This is a genomic window from uncultured Bacteroides sp., assembly GCF_937912035.1.
Classification (GTDB): Bacteria; Bacteroidota; Bacteroidia; order Bacteroidales; family Bacteroidaceae; genus Phocaeicola.
In genome coordinates, this window is the sequence record NZ_CALDPF010000032.1 from 1 (window position 1) to 16425 (window position 16425).

Annotated in this window: 13 protein-coding genes; 7 read left to right on the plus strand and 6 right to left on the minus strand. The window is 40.3% G+C overall.

Translation table 11 applies throughout. The features are described 5' to 3' along the window. A partial coding sequence (locus Q0486_RS07815; protein WP_299231848.1) for a GTP-binding protein occupies nt 1-342 on the minus strand: 342 nt, incomplete at its 3' end. 293 nt (nt 343-635) lie between these two features. On the opposite strand from Q0486_RS07815, the gene rpsO reads away from it, so the two are divergent. The 6 genes from rpsO to Q0486_RS07845 all read left to right on the plus strand — a co-directional run bounded on the left by rpsO (nt 636) and on the right by Q0486_RS07845 (nt 9715). Further along, entirely contained in the window at nt 636-905 is a 270-nt protein-coding gene (gene rpsO / locus Q0486_RS07820) for a 30S ribosomal protein S15 (protein WP_154043767.1), read from the plus strand. A 177-nt stretch (nt 906-1082) separates the two neighbouring features. Then, nucleotides 1083-1772 (plus strand): response regulator transcription factor, encoded by a 690-nt coding sequence (locus tag Q0486_RS07825; protein ID WP_299231852.1) that lies wholly within the window; start codon nt 1083-1085, stop codon nt 1770-1772. After that, nucleotides 1769-3139: a HAMP domain-containing sensor histidine kinase gene (locus tag Q0486_RS07830; RefSeq protein ID WP_299231854.1), complete on the plus strand. Its 1371-nt coding sequence runs from the start codon at nt 1769-1771 to the stop codon at nt 3137-3139. Before Q0486_RS07825 ends, Q0486_RS07830 begins: the two co-directional genes overlap by 4 nt. Before the next feature lie 124 nt (nt 3140-3263). Then, on the plus strand, nt 3264-5909 hold the full coding sequence (mgtA, locus tag Q0486_RS07835) for a magnesium-translocating P-type ATPase (RefSeq protein WP_299231855.1): 2646 nt from the start codon (nt 3264-3266) through the stop codon (nt 5907-5909). Between the two features lie 19 nt (nt 5910-5928). Then, nucleotides 5929-6978 carry a hypothetical protein gene (locus Q0486_RS07840; RefSeq protein WP_299231856.1) on the plus strand — a complete coding sequence of 350 codons (1050 nt, stop codon included), beginning with the start codon at nt 5929-5931 and terminating at the stop codon, nt 6976-6978. Nucleotides 6979-7063: 85 nt separating this feature from the next. Continuing rightward, entirely contained in the window at nt 7064-9715 is a 2652-nt protein-coding gene (locus tag Q0486_RS07845; protein ID WP_299231858.1) for a beta-N-acetylglucosaminidase domain-containing protein, read from the plus strand. A 108-nt stretch (nt 9716-9823) separates the two neighbouring features. On the opposite strand, the gene Q0486_RS07850 is transcribed toward Q0486_RS07845, so the two are convergent. Beyond that, a complete protein-coding gene (locus Q0486_RS07850; protein ID WP_299231860.1) occupies nt 9824-10303 on the minus strand; it encodes an S-ribosylhomocysteine lyase in 480 nt (159 codons plus the stop codon). Nucleotides 10304-10335: 32 nt separating this feature from the next. Further along, the gene (locus tag Q0486_RS07855; protein ID WP_299231862.1) at nt 10336-11034 is read right to left on the minus strand and encodes a 5'-methylthioadenosine/adenosylhomocysteine nucleosidase; all 699 of its coding nucleotides are present in this window, start codon (nt 11032-11034) and stop codon (nt 10336-10338) included. Nucleotides 11035-11156: 122 nt separating this feature from the next. Between Q0486_RS07855 and Q0486_RS07860 the strand changes: the two genes are divergently transcribed. Next, the gene (locus Q0486_RS07860) at nt 11157-13646 is read left to right on the plus strand and encodes a hypothetical protein (RefSeq protein WP_299231865.1); all 2490 of its coding nucleotides are present in this window, start codon (nt 11157-11159) and stop codon (nt 13644-13646) included. A 186-nt stretch (nt 13647-13832) separates the two neighbouring features. On the opposite strand, the gene uraH is transcribed toward Q0486_RS07860, so the two are convergent. The 3 genes from uraH to Q0486_RS07875 all read right to left on the minus strand — a co-directional run bounded on the left by uraH (nt 13833) and on the right by Q0486_RS07875 (nt 16424). Beyond that, nucleotides 13833-14249 carry a hydroxyisourate hydrolase gene (uraH, locus tag Q0486_RS07865; RefSeq protein WP_299231867.1) on the minus strand — a complete coding sequence of 139 codons (417 nt, stop codon included), beginning with the start codon at nt 14247-14249 and terminating at the stop codon, nt 13833-13835. Nucleotides 14250-14392: 143 nt separating this feature from the next. Further along, nucleotides 14393-15169, minus strand: a complete 777-nt coding sequence (locus tag Q0486_RS07870) for a glycosyltransferase family 2 protein (RefSeq protein WP_299231869.1) — start codon at nt 15167-15169, stop codon at nt 14393-14395. Next, nucleotides 15162-16424 (minus strand): glycosyltransferase family 4 protein, encoded by a 1263-nt coding sequence (locus tag Q0486_RS07875; protein ID WP_299231871.1) that lies wholly within the window; start codon nt 16422-16424, stop codon nt 15162-15164. The genes Q0486_RS07870 and Q0486_RS07875 overlap by 8 nt, the downstream gene beginning before the upstream one ends. Nucleotide 16425: the final 1 nt, after the last annotated feature.

The window sequence follows — 16425 nt, forward strand, 5'->3', positions numbered from 1 at the left end:
TTTTTCAAGAACAAATCGTGTCTGTGGCATTGGACCTTCAAAGGCATCCACCAAAAGTAGACATCCGTCAGCCATATTAAGTACACGTTCAACTTCACCACCGAAATCGGCATGCCCCGGAGTATCAATAATATTAATTTTTGTTCCGTTGTAATTTATAGATACGTTTTTCGAAAGAATTGTTATACCTCTTTCACGCTCTAAGTCGTTGTTATCCAATACCAAATCACCATTTGTTTGGTCGTTACGGAACAGATGTCCCGCTAACATCATTTTGTCCACCAAAGTAGTTTTTCCATGATCGACATGGGCTATGATGGCAATGTTTCTAATATCTTGCATATTAACCTATATATTTGAGCGCAAAGGTACGATTTTCTATTGTATAATGTATTTATTATTAACTATTATTTTGTTGGGGTACTTATCTTTATGCTATTTTGAGTTCTACTAATAAGGAAAAAAAATAATAAAAAGCCCATTCCTATTGACATATGTATATCTGAATTCAATTCTTTTTTTTTACAAAACAAAAAATAATCATAAATAATAATCTCATATTCATTGTATTATAAATAATAATCAATATCTTTGCAACCGCTATAGAAAAAATAACATATAAAATTTTTAGAACTATGTATTTAGACGCAGCTAAAAAACAAGAAATCTTTGAAAAGTACGGAAAGTCTAACACTGATACTGGATCAGCTGAATCGCAGATAGCATTGTTTTCATACCGTATTTCTCGCCTGACTGAGCACATGAAGCTCAACAGAAAAGATTATAGTACTGAAAGAGCTCTTACAACTTTGGTAGGTAAGCGTCGTGCTTTGCTTAACTACTTGAAGGATCGCGACATCGAAAGATATCGTGCTATCGTTAAAGAGCTTGGCTTGCGTAAGTAATTATTACTTGCTGCACGGAAATTTAGAAATGAGTTATCTCCCGAACTAAAATGGGTGATAACTCATTTTTTTTTAACGCCCTGACGTTTTGATTAAAACGCTTTGTTATTTTAATTAAAACGACGAGGCGTTTTTTTTATTAATATTATCTTTGCCGAAAACAATAAAAAACGTGCTATGCAAAGTATATTGATAGTAGAAGATGAGAAGCGTGTAGCCGACCTGTTGAAAGCCGGGCTTGAAGAGAATGGCTATAGTGTGATGGTGGCATACGATGGAGAGATGGGCTTGCGCTTGTTCCGCTCAAATGAGTTTCATCTGGTAATCTCGGATATCGTTCTTCCCGGGCTTGACGGTTTCGGTTTATGCAAGGAGATAAGGAAAATTAATCCAGATGTACCGGTGCTTATGCTTACCGCACTAGGCTCAACAGATGATAAGCTCGACGGTTTTGATGCCGGAGCAGATGACTATATGTTGAAGCCATTTGATTTCAGGGAACTTAACGCACGTATCAGGGTATTGCTGAAAAGGTATTCATTGCCACAGACTGTAAGACCGGACTCTGTATCATATTCTGACATATCAATCAATCTTAATACATGCGAAGTAACAAGAAACGGGGTGCAGATAAAACTGTCTCCTAAGGAATATAACCTGCTTGTTTATATGGTGGAAAATCCGGAAAGGGTGATAAGCCGTATGGAGATAGCCGAGAAGGTCTGGAACACGCATTTCGATACTGGAACAAACTTCATTGATGTCTATATAAACTATCTGCGCAAGAAGATAGACAAAGATTTCGATACCAAACTTATACACACAAAACCAGGAATGGGATTTATTCTGACAGATAAACCGCTATGAAGATAAGAACCGCACTTACTCTTAAAAATTCGCTTGTAACGGCAGCTGTTTTCGCGCTATGCTTGTCATTGGTATATGTGGCAAGCGAGCATATCCGAAGCAAAACATTTTTTCATGACCTTAGGAGCGAGGCTGTGACTAAGGCTCATCTCTTTTTGGGAGGGCAGGTGGACTCGGAAATAATGCAGTCTATCTATCTTAATAACCGCAAGTTCATCAATGAGGTGGAAGTGGCTGTGTATGACACTTCATTCCGTATGCTCTATCATGATGCAGTCCAGAATGATATAATAAAGGAAGACAGTGCTATGATACAGACCATAGTGACTGATGGCGATATGGAGTTTTATGTTGACGGTTATCAGTGTATAGGTATGCTTTATGACTATGGAGGAAGGAAATATGTGGTTACAGCAGCTGCGTATGACGGATATGGATATGATAATCTTGCCTCTCTTCTTAATGCGCTTATAGTATTGTTTGTTATCGGACTGAGTCTTTTGTTCGTTTCCGGATATTATCTTTCGCGTGCGGCATTGAAACCAATCCGTGATATTGTGGCGGAGGCAGAGAATATCACAGCTACAAGTATAAGTCGCCGCTTGCCTGTCAAGAACGAAAAGGATGAACTTGGCGAGCTGGCAACTACATTCAACGATTTGCTTTCAAGGCTTGAAGAGTCTTTCAATTCGCAGAAGATGTTCGTAAGCAATGTGTCGCACGAACTGCGTACTCCGCTTGCGGCTCTTATGGCAGAATTGGGAATAACACTTCAGAAAGAACGTACTCCGCAGCAGTATAGGGATGCGCTTGACAATGTGATGAACGATGCGCGTAGGATGAACAGTCTTATAGACGGACTGCTTAATCTTGCTAAGGCCGATTATGGTAAGGAGCAGATAAGTATGCAGGAAATACGTCTTGACGAACTCCTGCTTGATGTGCGCGAATGTATTCTCAGGGCACATCCTGAATATAAGATTGAACTGGTTTTTGATGAACAGGAAACGGATGATGACCGTTTTGTCACTGTCAGCGGAAACTTATATCTTCTCAGTATCGCATTCTCAAATCTGATAGAGAATAATTGCAAGTACTCACCGGACAGGACTTCATTTGTGCAGATTTCGTTTTGGGACAAATGGACAGTAGTCCGTATGTCCGACAATGGAGCGGGACTTTCCGATGATGAGCGACAGAATATGTTCAAACTGTTTTACAGAGGTAAGCAGGAACATGTTGCGGCAGGTCATGGTATAGGTATGGCTCTGGCCCAAAAGATAATAAATCTTCATCAGGGTAAAATAGACGTATTGTCCGATGAGGGAAAGGGAACAACATTTGTGGTCGAAATAGAGCATCTTTAAACATTATTCTAATGGAATTCTAATACCGTTCTAATAGTCTTCTAACACTGTTCTAAACGCCTCCACACTACCTTTGCAGCGTGAAATTTAACCATAATGTGTAACGCTGAAAAAAGAAAGAACAATGTTGAGGAAGAAAAAATTCGGACCAAATTCAGCTTTTAATGCAGAGAAAGTATTTCTTGCTGCTTCACAGCCTGTAGGCTCAGTATTCAACTATTTTCAGACCAACCCGCGAGGGCTCTCTGCTGAAGAAGTGGAAATCCGCCGTTCCGAGTATGGAGCGAACGAGGTGGAACATGAGAAAAAGAAAAATCCTATATCAGTTTTTATCAAGGCGTTCATAAATCCGTTTATAGGTGTTCTTACTATATTGGTCATTGTCTCGTTTATTCTTGATGTGGCTCTTGCCGCTCCGGGTGAACAGGACTGGACTGCCATAATAATCATATCTGTAATGGTTGTGTCAAGTTCGATACTTCGTTTCTGGCAGGAGTGGAAAGCAAATGTATCGAGTGAGGCCTTGCTGAAGATGGTAACCAATACTTGCAGTGTAATAAGGCAGGACAATGACGATACATGCGAGATAAGCATTACGGAACTTGTTCCCGGTGATGTAGTGAGAATAGCTGCCGGAGATATGATTCCAGCCGATGTGCGTATTGTTGAGTCTAAGGACCTGTTTGTAAGTCAGGCATCGCTGACTGGAGAATCGGACCCTATAGAAAAAACACCGGACTGTAAGGGCGCAAAGAGTGGCAGTGTGGTGGAACTGGGTAATATCTGCTTCATGGGTTCTAATGTAGTGAGCGGTTCAGGTGTAGGTATAGTCATTGCTACAGGAAATAATACATATCTTGGCACTATTGCGCGCAGTATAGCAGGGCATCGTGCAGCTACAGCTTTCGACAAGGGGATCAGCAAGGTCAGCTTCCTGCTTATACGCTTTATGCTTGTGATGATTCCTTTTGTTTTTCTTGTTAACGGCATTACCAAAGGCGATTGGCTTGAGGCTTTCATCTTTGCAGTGTCTGTGGCAGTAGGCCTTACTCCTGAGATGCTTCCTATGATTGTTACTGCCAATCTTTCAAAAGGTGCAGTGGCTATGTCGAAAAAGAAGACTATAGTAAAAGACCTTAATGCCATTCAGAATTTCGGAGCAATGAACATTCTTTGTACGGACAAGACCGGTACATTGACTTGCGACCAAATAGTCCTTGAAAAATATATCAATGCCGATGGCAGCAACGACGAGAACAAGCGTATCCTGCGTCATGCCTATTTCAACAGTTTCTTCCAGACCGGACTGAAAAACCTTATGGACAAGGCTATCCTTTCGCATGTGAAAGACCTTTCGCTTGAATATCTTAAAGATAATTACCGTAAGGTGGATGAAATACCTTTCGACTTTACACGTCGCCGCATGTCGGTAGTTGTGGAGGATACTCAGGGAAAGCGTCAGATAATAACCAAGGGAGCGGTAGAAGAAATGCTTGAAATATGCTCGCATGCAGAATTTGCCGGTGACGTACATCCGCTGACTGTAGAATTGAAGGATAAGGCACGCGAGATAAGTGAGAGAATGAACCGTCAGGGCATGAGGGTTATTGCTGTGGCTCAAAAGAGTTTTCTTGATAAAGAATCTGATTTCTGTATTGACGATGAAAACGATATGGTTCTGATAGGATATTTGGCTTTCCTTGATCCACCGAAACCATCGGCAGCTAATGCTATCCGTCAGTTGCATGAGCATGGTGTAGAGGTGAAAGTCCTTTCCGGAGATAATGATGCCGTTGTGCGTACTATCGCCCGTCAGGTAGGTATTGATACTGCAAACTCTGTTACCGGACCGGAATTCGATTCAATGTCAGATGAAGAACAGAGAACAGCCGTAGCCAAGGCTACTGTATTCTCAAAGCTTACACCGATGCAGAAGACACGTATCATAACTCTCCTTCAGGAGCAGGATAATACTGTGGGTTTCCTTGGAGACGGAATAAATGATTCTGCAGCATTGCGCCAGTCGGATATAGGTATATCTGTTGATTCCGCTGTTGATATTGCAAAGGAGAGTGCGGATATCATCCTGTTGGAAAAGGATCTTATGGTTCTTGAAGACGGAGTGCTTGAAGGCAGAAAGACTTTCGGTAATATTACAAAGTATATAAAGATGACTGCAAGTTCCAACTTCGGTAATATGTTCAGTGTGATGGCTGCCAGTGCATTCTTGCCCTTCCTGCCTATGATGCCTATTCATCTGCTGATACAGAATTTGCTGTATGACGTATCGCAGACCACAATACCTTTCGACAAGATGGATGCGGAGTATCTAAAGAAACCTCGTCGTTGGGATGCTTCTGATTTGAGTCGTTTCATGATGTACATAGGGCCTATAAGCTCAATATTCGATATACTGACATATGTAGTGATGTGGTATGTTTTCGGATGTAATTCTGTGGAACATCAGGCTTTGTTCCAGTCAGGCTGGTTTGTAGAAGGACTGTTGTCGCAGACTCTTATTGTACACATGATAAGAACCCGCAAGATACCTTTCATACAGAGCCGTTCATCCTGGCAGGTTGGATGCCTTACAGTGATAATTGTTGCCATCGGTCTGTTCATACCTTTCAGCAGTTTCGGAAGTGCCATAGGCTTGCAACCTCTACCGTTGAGCTATTTCCCATGGCTTTTTGGAATATTGTTGTCCTACTGTGTTCTCACACAGATGATAAAGAACTGGTATATAAGAAAATTTGTAAAATGGTTATAATTGAAAATTTAAATGGAAAATGACAGTAAAAAGAATAAGAATGATGGTGGGTGCCTTGATAATTGGTACCCTCCACCTTAATGCCGGTAATACGGATTTCGGAATGGAATATACTACAGAGATGCAGACAGATTTCCGTAAGAAAATTAATTGGGTTAATCTCCTTCGTACAGATTTTACATACAGTCCGATGCGTAATATAAGTTTTGCCATGGCAACGGTAAGTATCTCGGAGACAACGGCTGACGGATTGATGGACGACAGACTAACATTCTCAAATATTGAAGAGGAAAATACTCCATTGGCTCCTGCTGTGATTGGACTGGAATGGAAAAACGGTGCTTCTGCACTTTTCATAGGTGTCAGAAATCTGAATGAGGATTATTTTACATCTCCTGTTACTTCTTTGTTTACCAACAGTTCATGCGGGATATTCCCTACATTGTCAGTAAATTATCCTTTGGCCAATTATCCTTGTGCCTCTTTGGGAATAGATTATAAATTGTCATTGGATAAAATAGACTTTGAGGTTTCAGTATATAATGGAAAAGGATATAAAAACTTTTTGGGAAGAGATAATGTGTTTCGTTTCTGTCCGTCTTCCGATGGAGTGATAGGTGTAACTTCTTTAAACTATACTAATGATGTTGGCTGTTATTATATGGGCGGTGCTGTATGTAGCAGCGTCAGTGTTTCTGATGTGGAGAGAACTGAAGAACTTCCGGAACAGAAAAAAGAAAATAAAGTGAACGGAGTGTTATGGGGATATACTGAACGGAAATTATCAGACAAGGTTTATTTGCTATTGCAGGCTTCAGGTTCGCTGAATAAGGATGCGGAATGTAGAAACTATTTCGGTATAGGGTCACTGGTAGAACTTGGAAAAAATATAGAAGCTGGTGCTTTTGTAGGATATGCAACTTTCTCAACAGAATATGAGGTAGCATCGGAATTAACCTGCAAAATTCAATTGAGGAGGAACATTTACGTTCAGCCTGCATTGCATTATGTTCATAATGGACACTTTAGCGGTGTGGCAGGATTATTCAGAATGGAGTGGAGTATATAGTGTAATGAAGTATTTTCTTATATAACTTCTTTTAATTAATTATTTTTCCATATTTTTGTGCCCGAATTTAAACCTTGTGACCTATATGAAAATTCAGAAGATTATTGTATTTGTTATGTCTGTTGGCTATTGTTTATGTGCCAATTCACAAATTGTTAGTATTTCTCCCAATCCGCAGTCAGTCGAATGGTCTGAAGAATCTTTTAAGAAACCGGAAACTATAAAACTAGTAGGAGATAAGAGTGCTGATATCGACGCCCTGAATCTTATTAAGCATAATTTATCTGTTTCTGATAAAGGATTGAAACTTGTAATAGGAGAAAGGGGAGACAGTTCCGTAAAACCATATCTGAAATATATCCCAGCTAAAGAAGAAGGATATTATTTAAAAGTCAGCAATGATGTCATAGTAGTGGCAGGAAACGATGAGGCTGGTACATTCTATGGAGTCCAGACATTGTTGCAGTTGATGCAGAACGAAAGTTTTTATTGTGTAACTGTCTCTGATTATCCGGATGTATCGCAACGAGGAGTGGTTGAAGGTTTTTATGGTAATCCATGGAGCCATAGAGACAGGTTACGTCAGTTTGATTTTTATGGAAAGAATAAACTGAATGTTTACATATATGGTCCGAAAGACGACCCATATCATCGCGAATATTGGCGAAAAGAATATCCGGAAGATAAGGCAAAGGAAATAGCGCAGCTGGCTGAAGTAGCTTCAAGAAATAAGGTTCATTTTGTTTGGGCTATGCATCCCGGTCAGGATATTAAGTGGAATGAAGAAGATCGTAAAAGTTCTCTCAATAAGCTTGAAAGCATGTATAAGCTTGGTGTTCGCTCGTTTGCAGTTTTCTTTGATGATATATTCGGAGAGGAGCAGTCAAAAGCTGATGGCCAAGCCGATTATCTGAATTTCCTTCAGAAAGAGTTTGTAGAGAAGCATCATGATGTAGCACCTCTTATAATGTGTCCTACTGAGTATAATAAAGGATGGGCCGGAAAAACATATCTGCCGTTGTTGGGTGACAGGCTTGATAAGAATATTCATATCATGTGGACCGGAAATTCTGTTGTCGATATGATAAACGACGGGGATATGGACTGGATAAACCAGCGTATTGACAGGAAAGCGTATATATGGCTGAATTATCCGGTAAACGATTATTGTATTGATCATCTGTTGATGGGACCTACATACGGGAATGACAAGACCATTGCTTCTAAAGTTGGTGGTTTTGTTTCAAATCCTATGGAATATGCCGAAGCTTCAAAGGTGTCATTGTACAGTATAGCTGATTACACATGGAATATGGAGCAGTACGATGAGAATAAATCGTGGGCAGATGCTATGAAAAATCTTATGAGTGATCATTATGAGGCATTCAGAGTATTCTGTGAGCATAATATTGATTTGGGCGCAAATGGCCACGGATTAAGACGTGAGGGAGAATCTCCGAAGCTCCGTATTTTTATAGATGAGTTGGAAGGAAAGAATGGATCGGCATACAACAAGCTGTTGCTTGATTCCATTAATAAGGAATTTGACAGGATGATAGAATCGGCTGATGAGCTTTTGTCTTCTAATTCGGAACCGGAACTATTGTCAGAAATCAAACCATGGCTCAAAGTAATGAAACTGATAGGTCAGAGAGGCAAACTGGTTATTGATATGTACGAGGCACTGAATGACAAAGATGAAAAGAGATTTGTTGATGATTATGAGTCATCTATAAAGCTGGAACAGGAACAAAAGGGAATAATTTCAAGAAACTTTGAAGGTTCTATCAAAAAACCGAATCCGGCAGTAGCAAGTGAGGTGGTTTCTCCATTTATAACTCGTACTGTCAGATATCTGATACGTCTGTATAAGGAAAACTATACATATCGTACAGATATATTCCCTGTTGAAGTTCTTGAGGGAGGCAAATATTATATTAAATGTAATGGTATGTGGCTGACTAATGCCAATGCTGACGCAAACCGTGTAGGAGATTTTCCAGTTTGGAAGAAGGAAAAAGATATGATTAATCCTCAGCGACAGGAGTGGATAGTTTCTATGGAAGCATTGACAGGCAGATATAAGATAGTTAATGCTCAGGATGGACGATTCCTTACTGATGGAGGTACTTTCCGTGTTTCAGAGAACGTGAAATATGATAATGAACTACATTCATTTGACATATATAGAATTAACGGTAAATATGCTATAGTAACTACATCAAAGGCCGGTGGAATGATATTTACTGCTGATGAATCAGGAATTAAGACAAAAAAAGCAGACGGACTGAATGAAAAACAATTTGTTTTTGAGTTTGTACCGGTGGAAAACAATCAGACATCACATCCTGTAATAGAAGATAAAAACTATTATAATGTGATTAATAATGATGGAATGTATCTCACAAATACTAAGGCTTCATTACCTGTTTTTGATAATGGCAATAATTCTGTTTCTCAGAAATGGCAGTTGATATTTGATGAAAGAACGGGTCTTTATGAACTCAGAAGTGCGCTGGACGGACGTAGTGTGGCAGCAAACGCTTATTTTGTGAAAGATGATATAAAATCCGGTAAATCATTTTTCATCTTGCTCGAATCCGGCGGAAATTATTCCATAAGTGTACATGCAAATGGAAAGGATAAGTATATGATAAAGAATAATAAGTTTCCTATGATGACAGATCAGATTTCCAGATCAGTAAGTTATCTGTATAAATTGAAACTTGTTGAATAAGATGGATTACTCAAGTAATATTTAGATAAACGCCCGATGAAAAGTGTTAATAGCTTGTTCATCGGGCGTTTATTATTATATTTGGATTTGAATTTGTTCGGGAATAAATTATCCAGGATAATTAAGATTATCTTCTGTAGCCTTTTCCAATACCTCTTCCAGATATTTCTTAGCTTCCCATTTTGCCATAGGAAGATTCATCATCAGATAGTTACCGCAGTCTTTGGCTGTAGCTCCCGGTACTTCACCCTCATAATCGGCAATGAAACGGAAAGTTTCTATCATCAGCGGAAGTATATCTGCCGATTTCAAGTTACCTTTTACTACAAGATAGTTACCTGTGAGGCAACCCATAGGTCCCCAATATATAATCTTGTCTGCCCATACTGGATGGTTGCGAAGGAATGTTGCAGCCAGATGCTCAATTGTGTGGATAGCCGAAGGACTTAATGCAGGTTCACGGTTAGGCTCCTTCATACGGACATCGAAAGTGGTTACTGTTTCCGTTCCCACCTTGTCTTGTCTTGATACGTATATTCCGCGTAGCAGACGGATATGGTCTATTGTAAAGCTTGGTATCTTTTCCATGAGTGAAGAATTAAAAAATTAATAATTAAAAATTATCCAATTCTGTTAGGCAATGCCTTAAGAAATGTTTCTGTCACCTTGAACGAACGGTTAGCCATTTCTCCCCAGAAGTTCAGATACTGGTCGAAGTGGTTTTCTGCTCCAGGAGTATCGCTTATTATTCTGAAGCTGATGAACGGAACTTTATACATATAGCAAATCTGAGCTATTGAAGCAGATTCCATATCTACGGCCAGACCTTCGTGGAAGTTTGATTTTATCTCGTCCAGTTCCTTGCGGTCGGTGATGAATTTGTCGCCAGTACAGATGAGGCCTCCGTGGATGGCTGTTTCAGTATCAAGAGACATTGCTGTAGTGTAGAGGGTTTCGTTACCTTCGAAGAAAGTAGGCAGTCCTTGAATCTGTCCGTAGGCATTACCTTCGCCGCACCATACATCGTGATATACAATATTGCGGCTTACAACTACGTCCATTATCTTCAGACAATTGTCTATACCTCCTGCCACACCGGTACTGATGATACAGTCAGGCTGGAAGTTGTTTATCATTTCCACTGTTCCGGCAGCTGCGTTTACTTTTCCTATACCGCACTGCATCAGTACTATTTCGTTGCTGTTGATTTTTCCTTCTATGTAGCTGAAAGGACCCTTACTCGATTCTTTTATCTCTGTGAGTTGGTTTGCCAGTTGCTTCTGTTCGGAAGACATGGCTGTGATAATTCCTATTTTCATTCGGTAAATTTGTTCTAATTTTGATTTTCACCGGCAAATTTACAACATTTCAAGCAGTATTATGTTATCTTTGCCGACTGAATACTAATAGTTTATTTAATTTTTCAATTCTTTGATATAGTATGAATTTATTCAAGAAACTTATTCCGGACATTGTGGCTGTGGTATTGTTTGCGGTAATATCGTTCGCATATTTCTTTCCGGCAGTCACCGAAGGACGAATATTGGCCCAGCATGATGCCGTAGCGGGTATCGGCTCTGGTCAGGAACAAAAGGAGTATCTGGAAAAAACTGGTGAGCGTACCCGTTGGACAAACTCTATTTTCGGAGGTATGCCTACCTATCAGATGTCTCCAAGTTATGATTCTACCGAAGCTTTGGGATTCATCCAGAAGGTTTATCATCTGTTCCTGCCTACATACGTGTGGTATGTGTTTGTGATGCTCCTAGGTTTTTATATCCTGCTTCGTGCATTCAACTTCAAGGTATGGCTTTCTGCTCTTGGCGCAATAATATGGGCTTTCTCATCCTATTTCTTTATTATCATTGCGGCAGGACATATATGGAAATTTGTTACTTTGGCTTATATTCCGCCTACAATAGCCGGTATGGTGCTGGTATATCGTGGAAAATATCTTGCCGGAGGATTGCTCACGGCATTGTTTGTCGCACTGCAGATAGTTGCAAATCATCCGCAGATGAGTTATTACTTCCTGTTCGTTATGCTGTTTATGGCTGTAGCCTACGGTGTGATGGCTTATAAGGAAAATAAGCTGAAAGATTTCTTCAAGGCAACCGGAGTGCTTGTCGTGGCAGGTGTGATAGGTGTCTGTATCAATCTTTCTAATCTTTATCACACATATCAGTACAGCAAGGAGAGTATGCGAGGCAAGAGTGAACTAGTGAAGGAAAACTCAGCCAATCAGACAGGAAGCGGACTTGAACGCGATTATATCACACAGTGGAGTTATGGTATAGGCGAAACATTCTCGCTGCTTGTACCTAATGTGAAGGGTGGAGCGTCTGTGCCTTTGGCTGCAAATGAGGATGCGATGAAGAAGGCAAATCCTATGTATCGTGGGTTGTACTCGCAGTTGGGACAGTACTGGGGCGAACAACCGGGTACTTCAGGTCCGGTTTATGTAGGTGCATTTGTGATGTTCCTTTTCATCCTTGGATGTTTCATAGTGAAAGGGCCTATGAAATGGGCTCTTATAGTGGGAACAGTCTTCTCTATTGTGCTGTCGTGGGGAAAGAACTTCATGGGAGTGACAGACTTCTTTATCGATTATGTTCCTATGTACAATAAGTTCCGTGCCGTTTCGTCTATTCTGGTAATTGCGGAATTCACTATTCCTCTGCTTGCCATCATGGCATTGAAAGAGATAATGGAGCGTCCTTCTGTAATAAAGGAGAATGCGAAAGGATTTTATACCAGTCTGGCACTGACAGGAGGGTTGTCGCTTCTGTTTGCTTTGGCTCCTCAGGTGTTCTTCCCTTCGTATATTTCCACAATGGAGATGTCAGCTCTTCAGAATGCTATCCCTCAGGACCAGCTTGTTCCTATATTGACAAATCTTGAAGAGGTTCGTGTTTCAATATTTACTTCCGATGCATGGCGCAACTTTGTAATTATTCTGATAGGTGTAGCTTTGGTATATGCTTATTCGATTGGAAAACTGAAACCGAAGGTTACGGTAGCTCTTATAGCTCTGTTGTGTCTTGTGGATATGTGGAGTGTGAACAAACGCTATCTGTACGACGAGCAGTTTGTGGCAAAAGGAACTGAGATGAAACCATATCTGGAACCTTCGGAAACGGATAAGGAAATCCTGAAGGACAAATCTTTGGATTACAGAGTATTGAACCTGGCTGTAAATACATTCAATGAGAACAATACGGCTTACTGGCATAAGAGTATCGGAGGATATCACGCAGCAAAACTTCGCCGTTATCAGGAGATAATTGAGGAACATATCCATGGTGAAATGAACGGTATATTCTCTAAACTATCAGAGGCAGGTGGTGATATGAGTAAGGTTGATCGGAATGCTTTCCCTGTTCTGAACATGCTTAACACAAGATATTTCATTCTTCCGCTTCAGGACGGAAAGACTGCTCCGGTGTTTAATCCTTATGCTTGTGGAAACGCTTGGTTTGTAGGCGATGTGAAATATGTTGACAATGCAAATGATGAGATAGATTCATTGCATGATATTAATCCGCTGCACACGGCAGTTGTTGACAAGAAATTTGCTGAACAGGTTAAGGTGACTGCCGCTCCAGACTCCCTCAGCTCAATAGTTCTGAAAGAGTATCAGCCTAACGCATTGAAATATGAGGTTGATTCCAAAAATGGTGGGGTAGTGGTATTTTCGGAAATATATTATCCGGGTTGGATTTCAACTATTGACGGTGAAGAGGTGGAACACGGACGTGCCGACTATATCCTCCGTGCGATGAAGGTTCCTGCAGGAAAGCATGTTATAGAGTTCAAGTTTGACCCAAAATCGCTTCATGCTACTGAAACCATTGCTTATATAGCATTGGCTTTACTTGCCTTTGGGTTAATAGCAGTGATAATTTCAGAATATAAAAAGTGTAAATTATAATCATATTTAGCGTAACACGCTCGTGTTACGCCAGTGACACGAATGTGTTACGCGTGGAACACGGCCGTGCAACGCGCGTGACACGAGCGTGTTACGCTAAATAAATACAGGCGTTTCAAGGATTGTGTTGGTAATAATCCTTAAAACGCCTTCTTTCGTATCATTTATGTTTGTGAGCTATATTGGTCAGTTTCCTCTATAGGTGGAGTATCCGTAAGGTGAGAGGGTTATAGGTACGTGGTAATGGCTATCGTCCTTTATCTCGAACACTACCTCAATAAAAGGATAGAATGAGCTTTTGTCCTGCGATTTGAAGTAAGGTTCGGTGTGGAATGTCAGTTTATATATACCTTTATTGCCCGATTTATCATTTTGTGGAAGGAAGTCTTTTACCCTGCCGTTAGTATCAGTCACTTTCTCGTCTATTACAGTCCATTGGCTGGCGTTGTTCATTTTTGAGAGACTTATTTTTACATCCTTTGCAGGGTAGCCTGTATTTATATCGAGAATATGACTTGACAACTGATATTGTTTCTCCTGCGAGAAAACTTGTATGGTTGATAATAATGCGAACAGTGTGAATAGTGTTAAGATCTTTCTCATAAGTTTTTGGTTTTAAATGGTTAATGAATTGCTTACGAGACAAAAATATATAAAATTGTAATCATTACAAATTTATAAGCTTGATCTTATTTGTTTTTCGTATTTATTAAGATGTATTTTCAACTTTCGGTTGAAATGTCTGTTTATTTTTTCAAGACTGCTCTGATTACAAACCACAGATGATGAGCTATGGTAGATATATATCCGTAATGATGACACATAATATGGAAACGTTCCATGAGTGAAGCCTTATGGTTTTGTGTGGTCATACCTTCGTTCAGATAGTCTATTACAGTAAGCCCTGAATTATGAATACTCCTGCTTTTCTTCATTATACGTATGCACCAGTCGAAATCGGCAGAGAAACGGTATTTCAGGTTGTATGGCTCATTTACTGCTAGTTCGCGGCGTGCGAAGAAAGCCTGATGGCATACAAGCATACCTTTCTTGAAACTCTTCCACGTAAGTACTTCCGGAGCCGAAAGGCGTCGCATTCTAATGAAATGTCCGTTTTCGTCAACTATCTGTGTTTCTCCATAAATCACGTCAGGCAGTGTATCTCCTTTTATACTATGTACCATATAGAACAAAGTATCATCCTCATGCAACTCGTCACCTGCATTGAGAAAACACAGATAGTCACCGGTAGCAAGTCTGATTCCTTTGTTCATCGCGTCATACAGACCTTTGTCAGGTTCGCTTACCAAGTGCGTTATGTGCTGTCTGTATTTTTCTATTATACCTAGTGTGCCGTCTTTTGAGCCGCCGTCAACTATAATGTACTCCACATTCTTGTACGATTGGGTAATGACACTCTGTATAGTGTCTTCCAATACCTTTTCGGCATTATACGTTACTGTGATAATGCTGAATTTAGGATGTTGATGCTGTATGTGATAATTTGAAGTGGTATTATACATTTTTACCTGTCAGCTTGTTATATATTTGCAGATACTGGTGTGCGACAACAGACTCGGAGTAAGTGTTTACAGCCTTACGGTGCGCTTCCTCGCTTAGGGTCTGATAGTCACCGTCGGTAAGAACCCATTTTATGCCGTTGGCCAGGTCGGATGCCGATTTGTATTCTGCTACATATCCGTTGTGCAAGTGGTCTATCATCTGTGGGATACCTCCTGTTTCGAATCCTACACAAGGAATACCGCACGACATGGCTTCTACTATAGTATTGGGCAGATTGTCCTGCAGTGACGGAGTAACGTATATATCTACTGCATTGTATATATCTACCAGATCTTTTTCACTTTTCACATAATTCATCGTATATATAGGGAATGGGAACAGTGAAGAATGTTGTTCCGGATGCGATCCCAATATTACAACTCCGAGTTCTTTGCTTAGTTCCGGATTGCTTTGTGTCAGTATCTTGCATGCCTCTATTAGATAGTCTATACCTTTACGTTTGTCAGTAATCTTGACAGATCCGAAAAGCAGAAGTTTCTTGTTCTGAGGTAAGTTAAGTTTCTCCCTTGCCTGACGTTTGTTACGTGGCATGAACAGGTTGGTGTTAATGGCATTAGGAATGCTTGTTATGTTTTGCCTTCCTATAAGCGCACTGCTCTTAGCCATTTCCTCCAGCCAGTGACTGCATGCGACGAAGGTGATGTTGGCATTAGAGAAAATCTTTTGTTTCTTTTTGAATATTTTGTATGAAAGGTCTTTCTTGTGAGGTTTTAGAAGAAGTTCACAGTTATGGCAATGTTCTTCATACTTATTACATGAGCCTGCATAGTGACATATTCCGGTGAATGGCCACATGTCGTGCATTGTCCATACTACAGGTTTTCCTGATTTCAGTATTTTGTCGATGTCATTAAGCGAAAGCATTCCCTGGTTTATCCAGTGTAGATGTATCACGTCGGCTTGTATGAATTCGTGCAGATTTGTGATATCTGTTCCTGTATTTGCTATATCAACGGCAAAAAGATTGCGGCGTGTGAATCCGTTTGCGATCCATATTACGATACGTTCCCAGGCAAATTGCCATATTCTCCTCCATGAGTTTTTCAGAGGAATAACGGTTAGCTGCTCTGTCTGTTTATTTCGGACAAGCATCTTTGTTTTTATACCATTGTTCTTTAGTGCGTCCATCAATCGGCTTGCTGCAATGGCTGCACCTCCTATACGTTCTGCCGTGTTTATGATTAGTATTCTCATG

Bases quoted from the DNA above. Each gene is read 5' to 3' on its own strand.
- uraH (WP_299231867.1), bottom strand. From the start codon at position 14,249: ATGAGAAAGATCTTAACACTATTCACACTGTTCGCATTATTATCAACC.
- Q0486_RS07845 (WP_299231858.1), top strand. From the start codon at position 7,064: ATGAAAATTCAGAAGATTATTGTATTTGTTATGTCTGTTGGCTATTGT.
- Q0486_RS07870 (WP_299231869.1), bottom strand. From the start codon at position 15,169: ATGTATAATACCACTTCAAATTATCACATACAGCATCAACATCCTAAA.
- rpsO (WP_154043767.1), top strand. From the start codon at position 636: ATGTATTTAGACGCAGCTAAAAAACAAGAAATCTTTGAAAAGTACGGA.
- Q0486_RS07825 (WP_299231852.1), top strand. From the start codon at position 1,083: ATGCAAAGTATATTGATAGTAGAAGATGAGAAGCGTGTAGCCGACCTG.
- Q0486_RS07860 (WP_299231865.1), top strand. From the start codon at position 11,157: ATGAATTTATTCAAGAAACTTATTCCGGACATTGTGGCTGTGGTATTG.
- Q0486_RS07875 (WP_299231871.1), bottom strand. From the start codon at position 16,424: ATGAGAATACTAATCATAAACACGGCAGAACGTATAGGAGGTGCAGCC.
- Q0486_RS07850 (WP_299231860.1), bottom strand. From the start codon at position 10,303: ATGGAAAAGATACCAAGCTTTACAATAGACCATATCCGTCTGCTACGC.
- mgtA (WP_299231855.1), top strand. From the start codon at position 3,264: ATGTTGAGGAAGAAAAAATTCGGACCAAATTCAGCTTTTAATGCAGAG.
- Q0486_RS07830 (WP_299231854.1), top strand. From the start codon at position 1,769: ATGAAGATAAGAACCGCACTTACTCTTAAAAATTCGCTTGTAACGGCA.
- Q0486_RS07840 (WP_299231856.1), top strand. From the start codon at position 5,929: ATGACAGTAAAAAGAATAAGAATGATGGTGGGTGCCTTGATAATTGGT.
- Q0486_RS07855 (WP_299231862.1), bottom strand. From the start codon at position 11,034: ATGAAAATAGGAATTATCACAGCCATGTCTTCCGAACAGAAGCAACTG.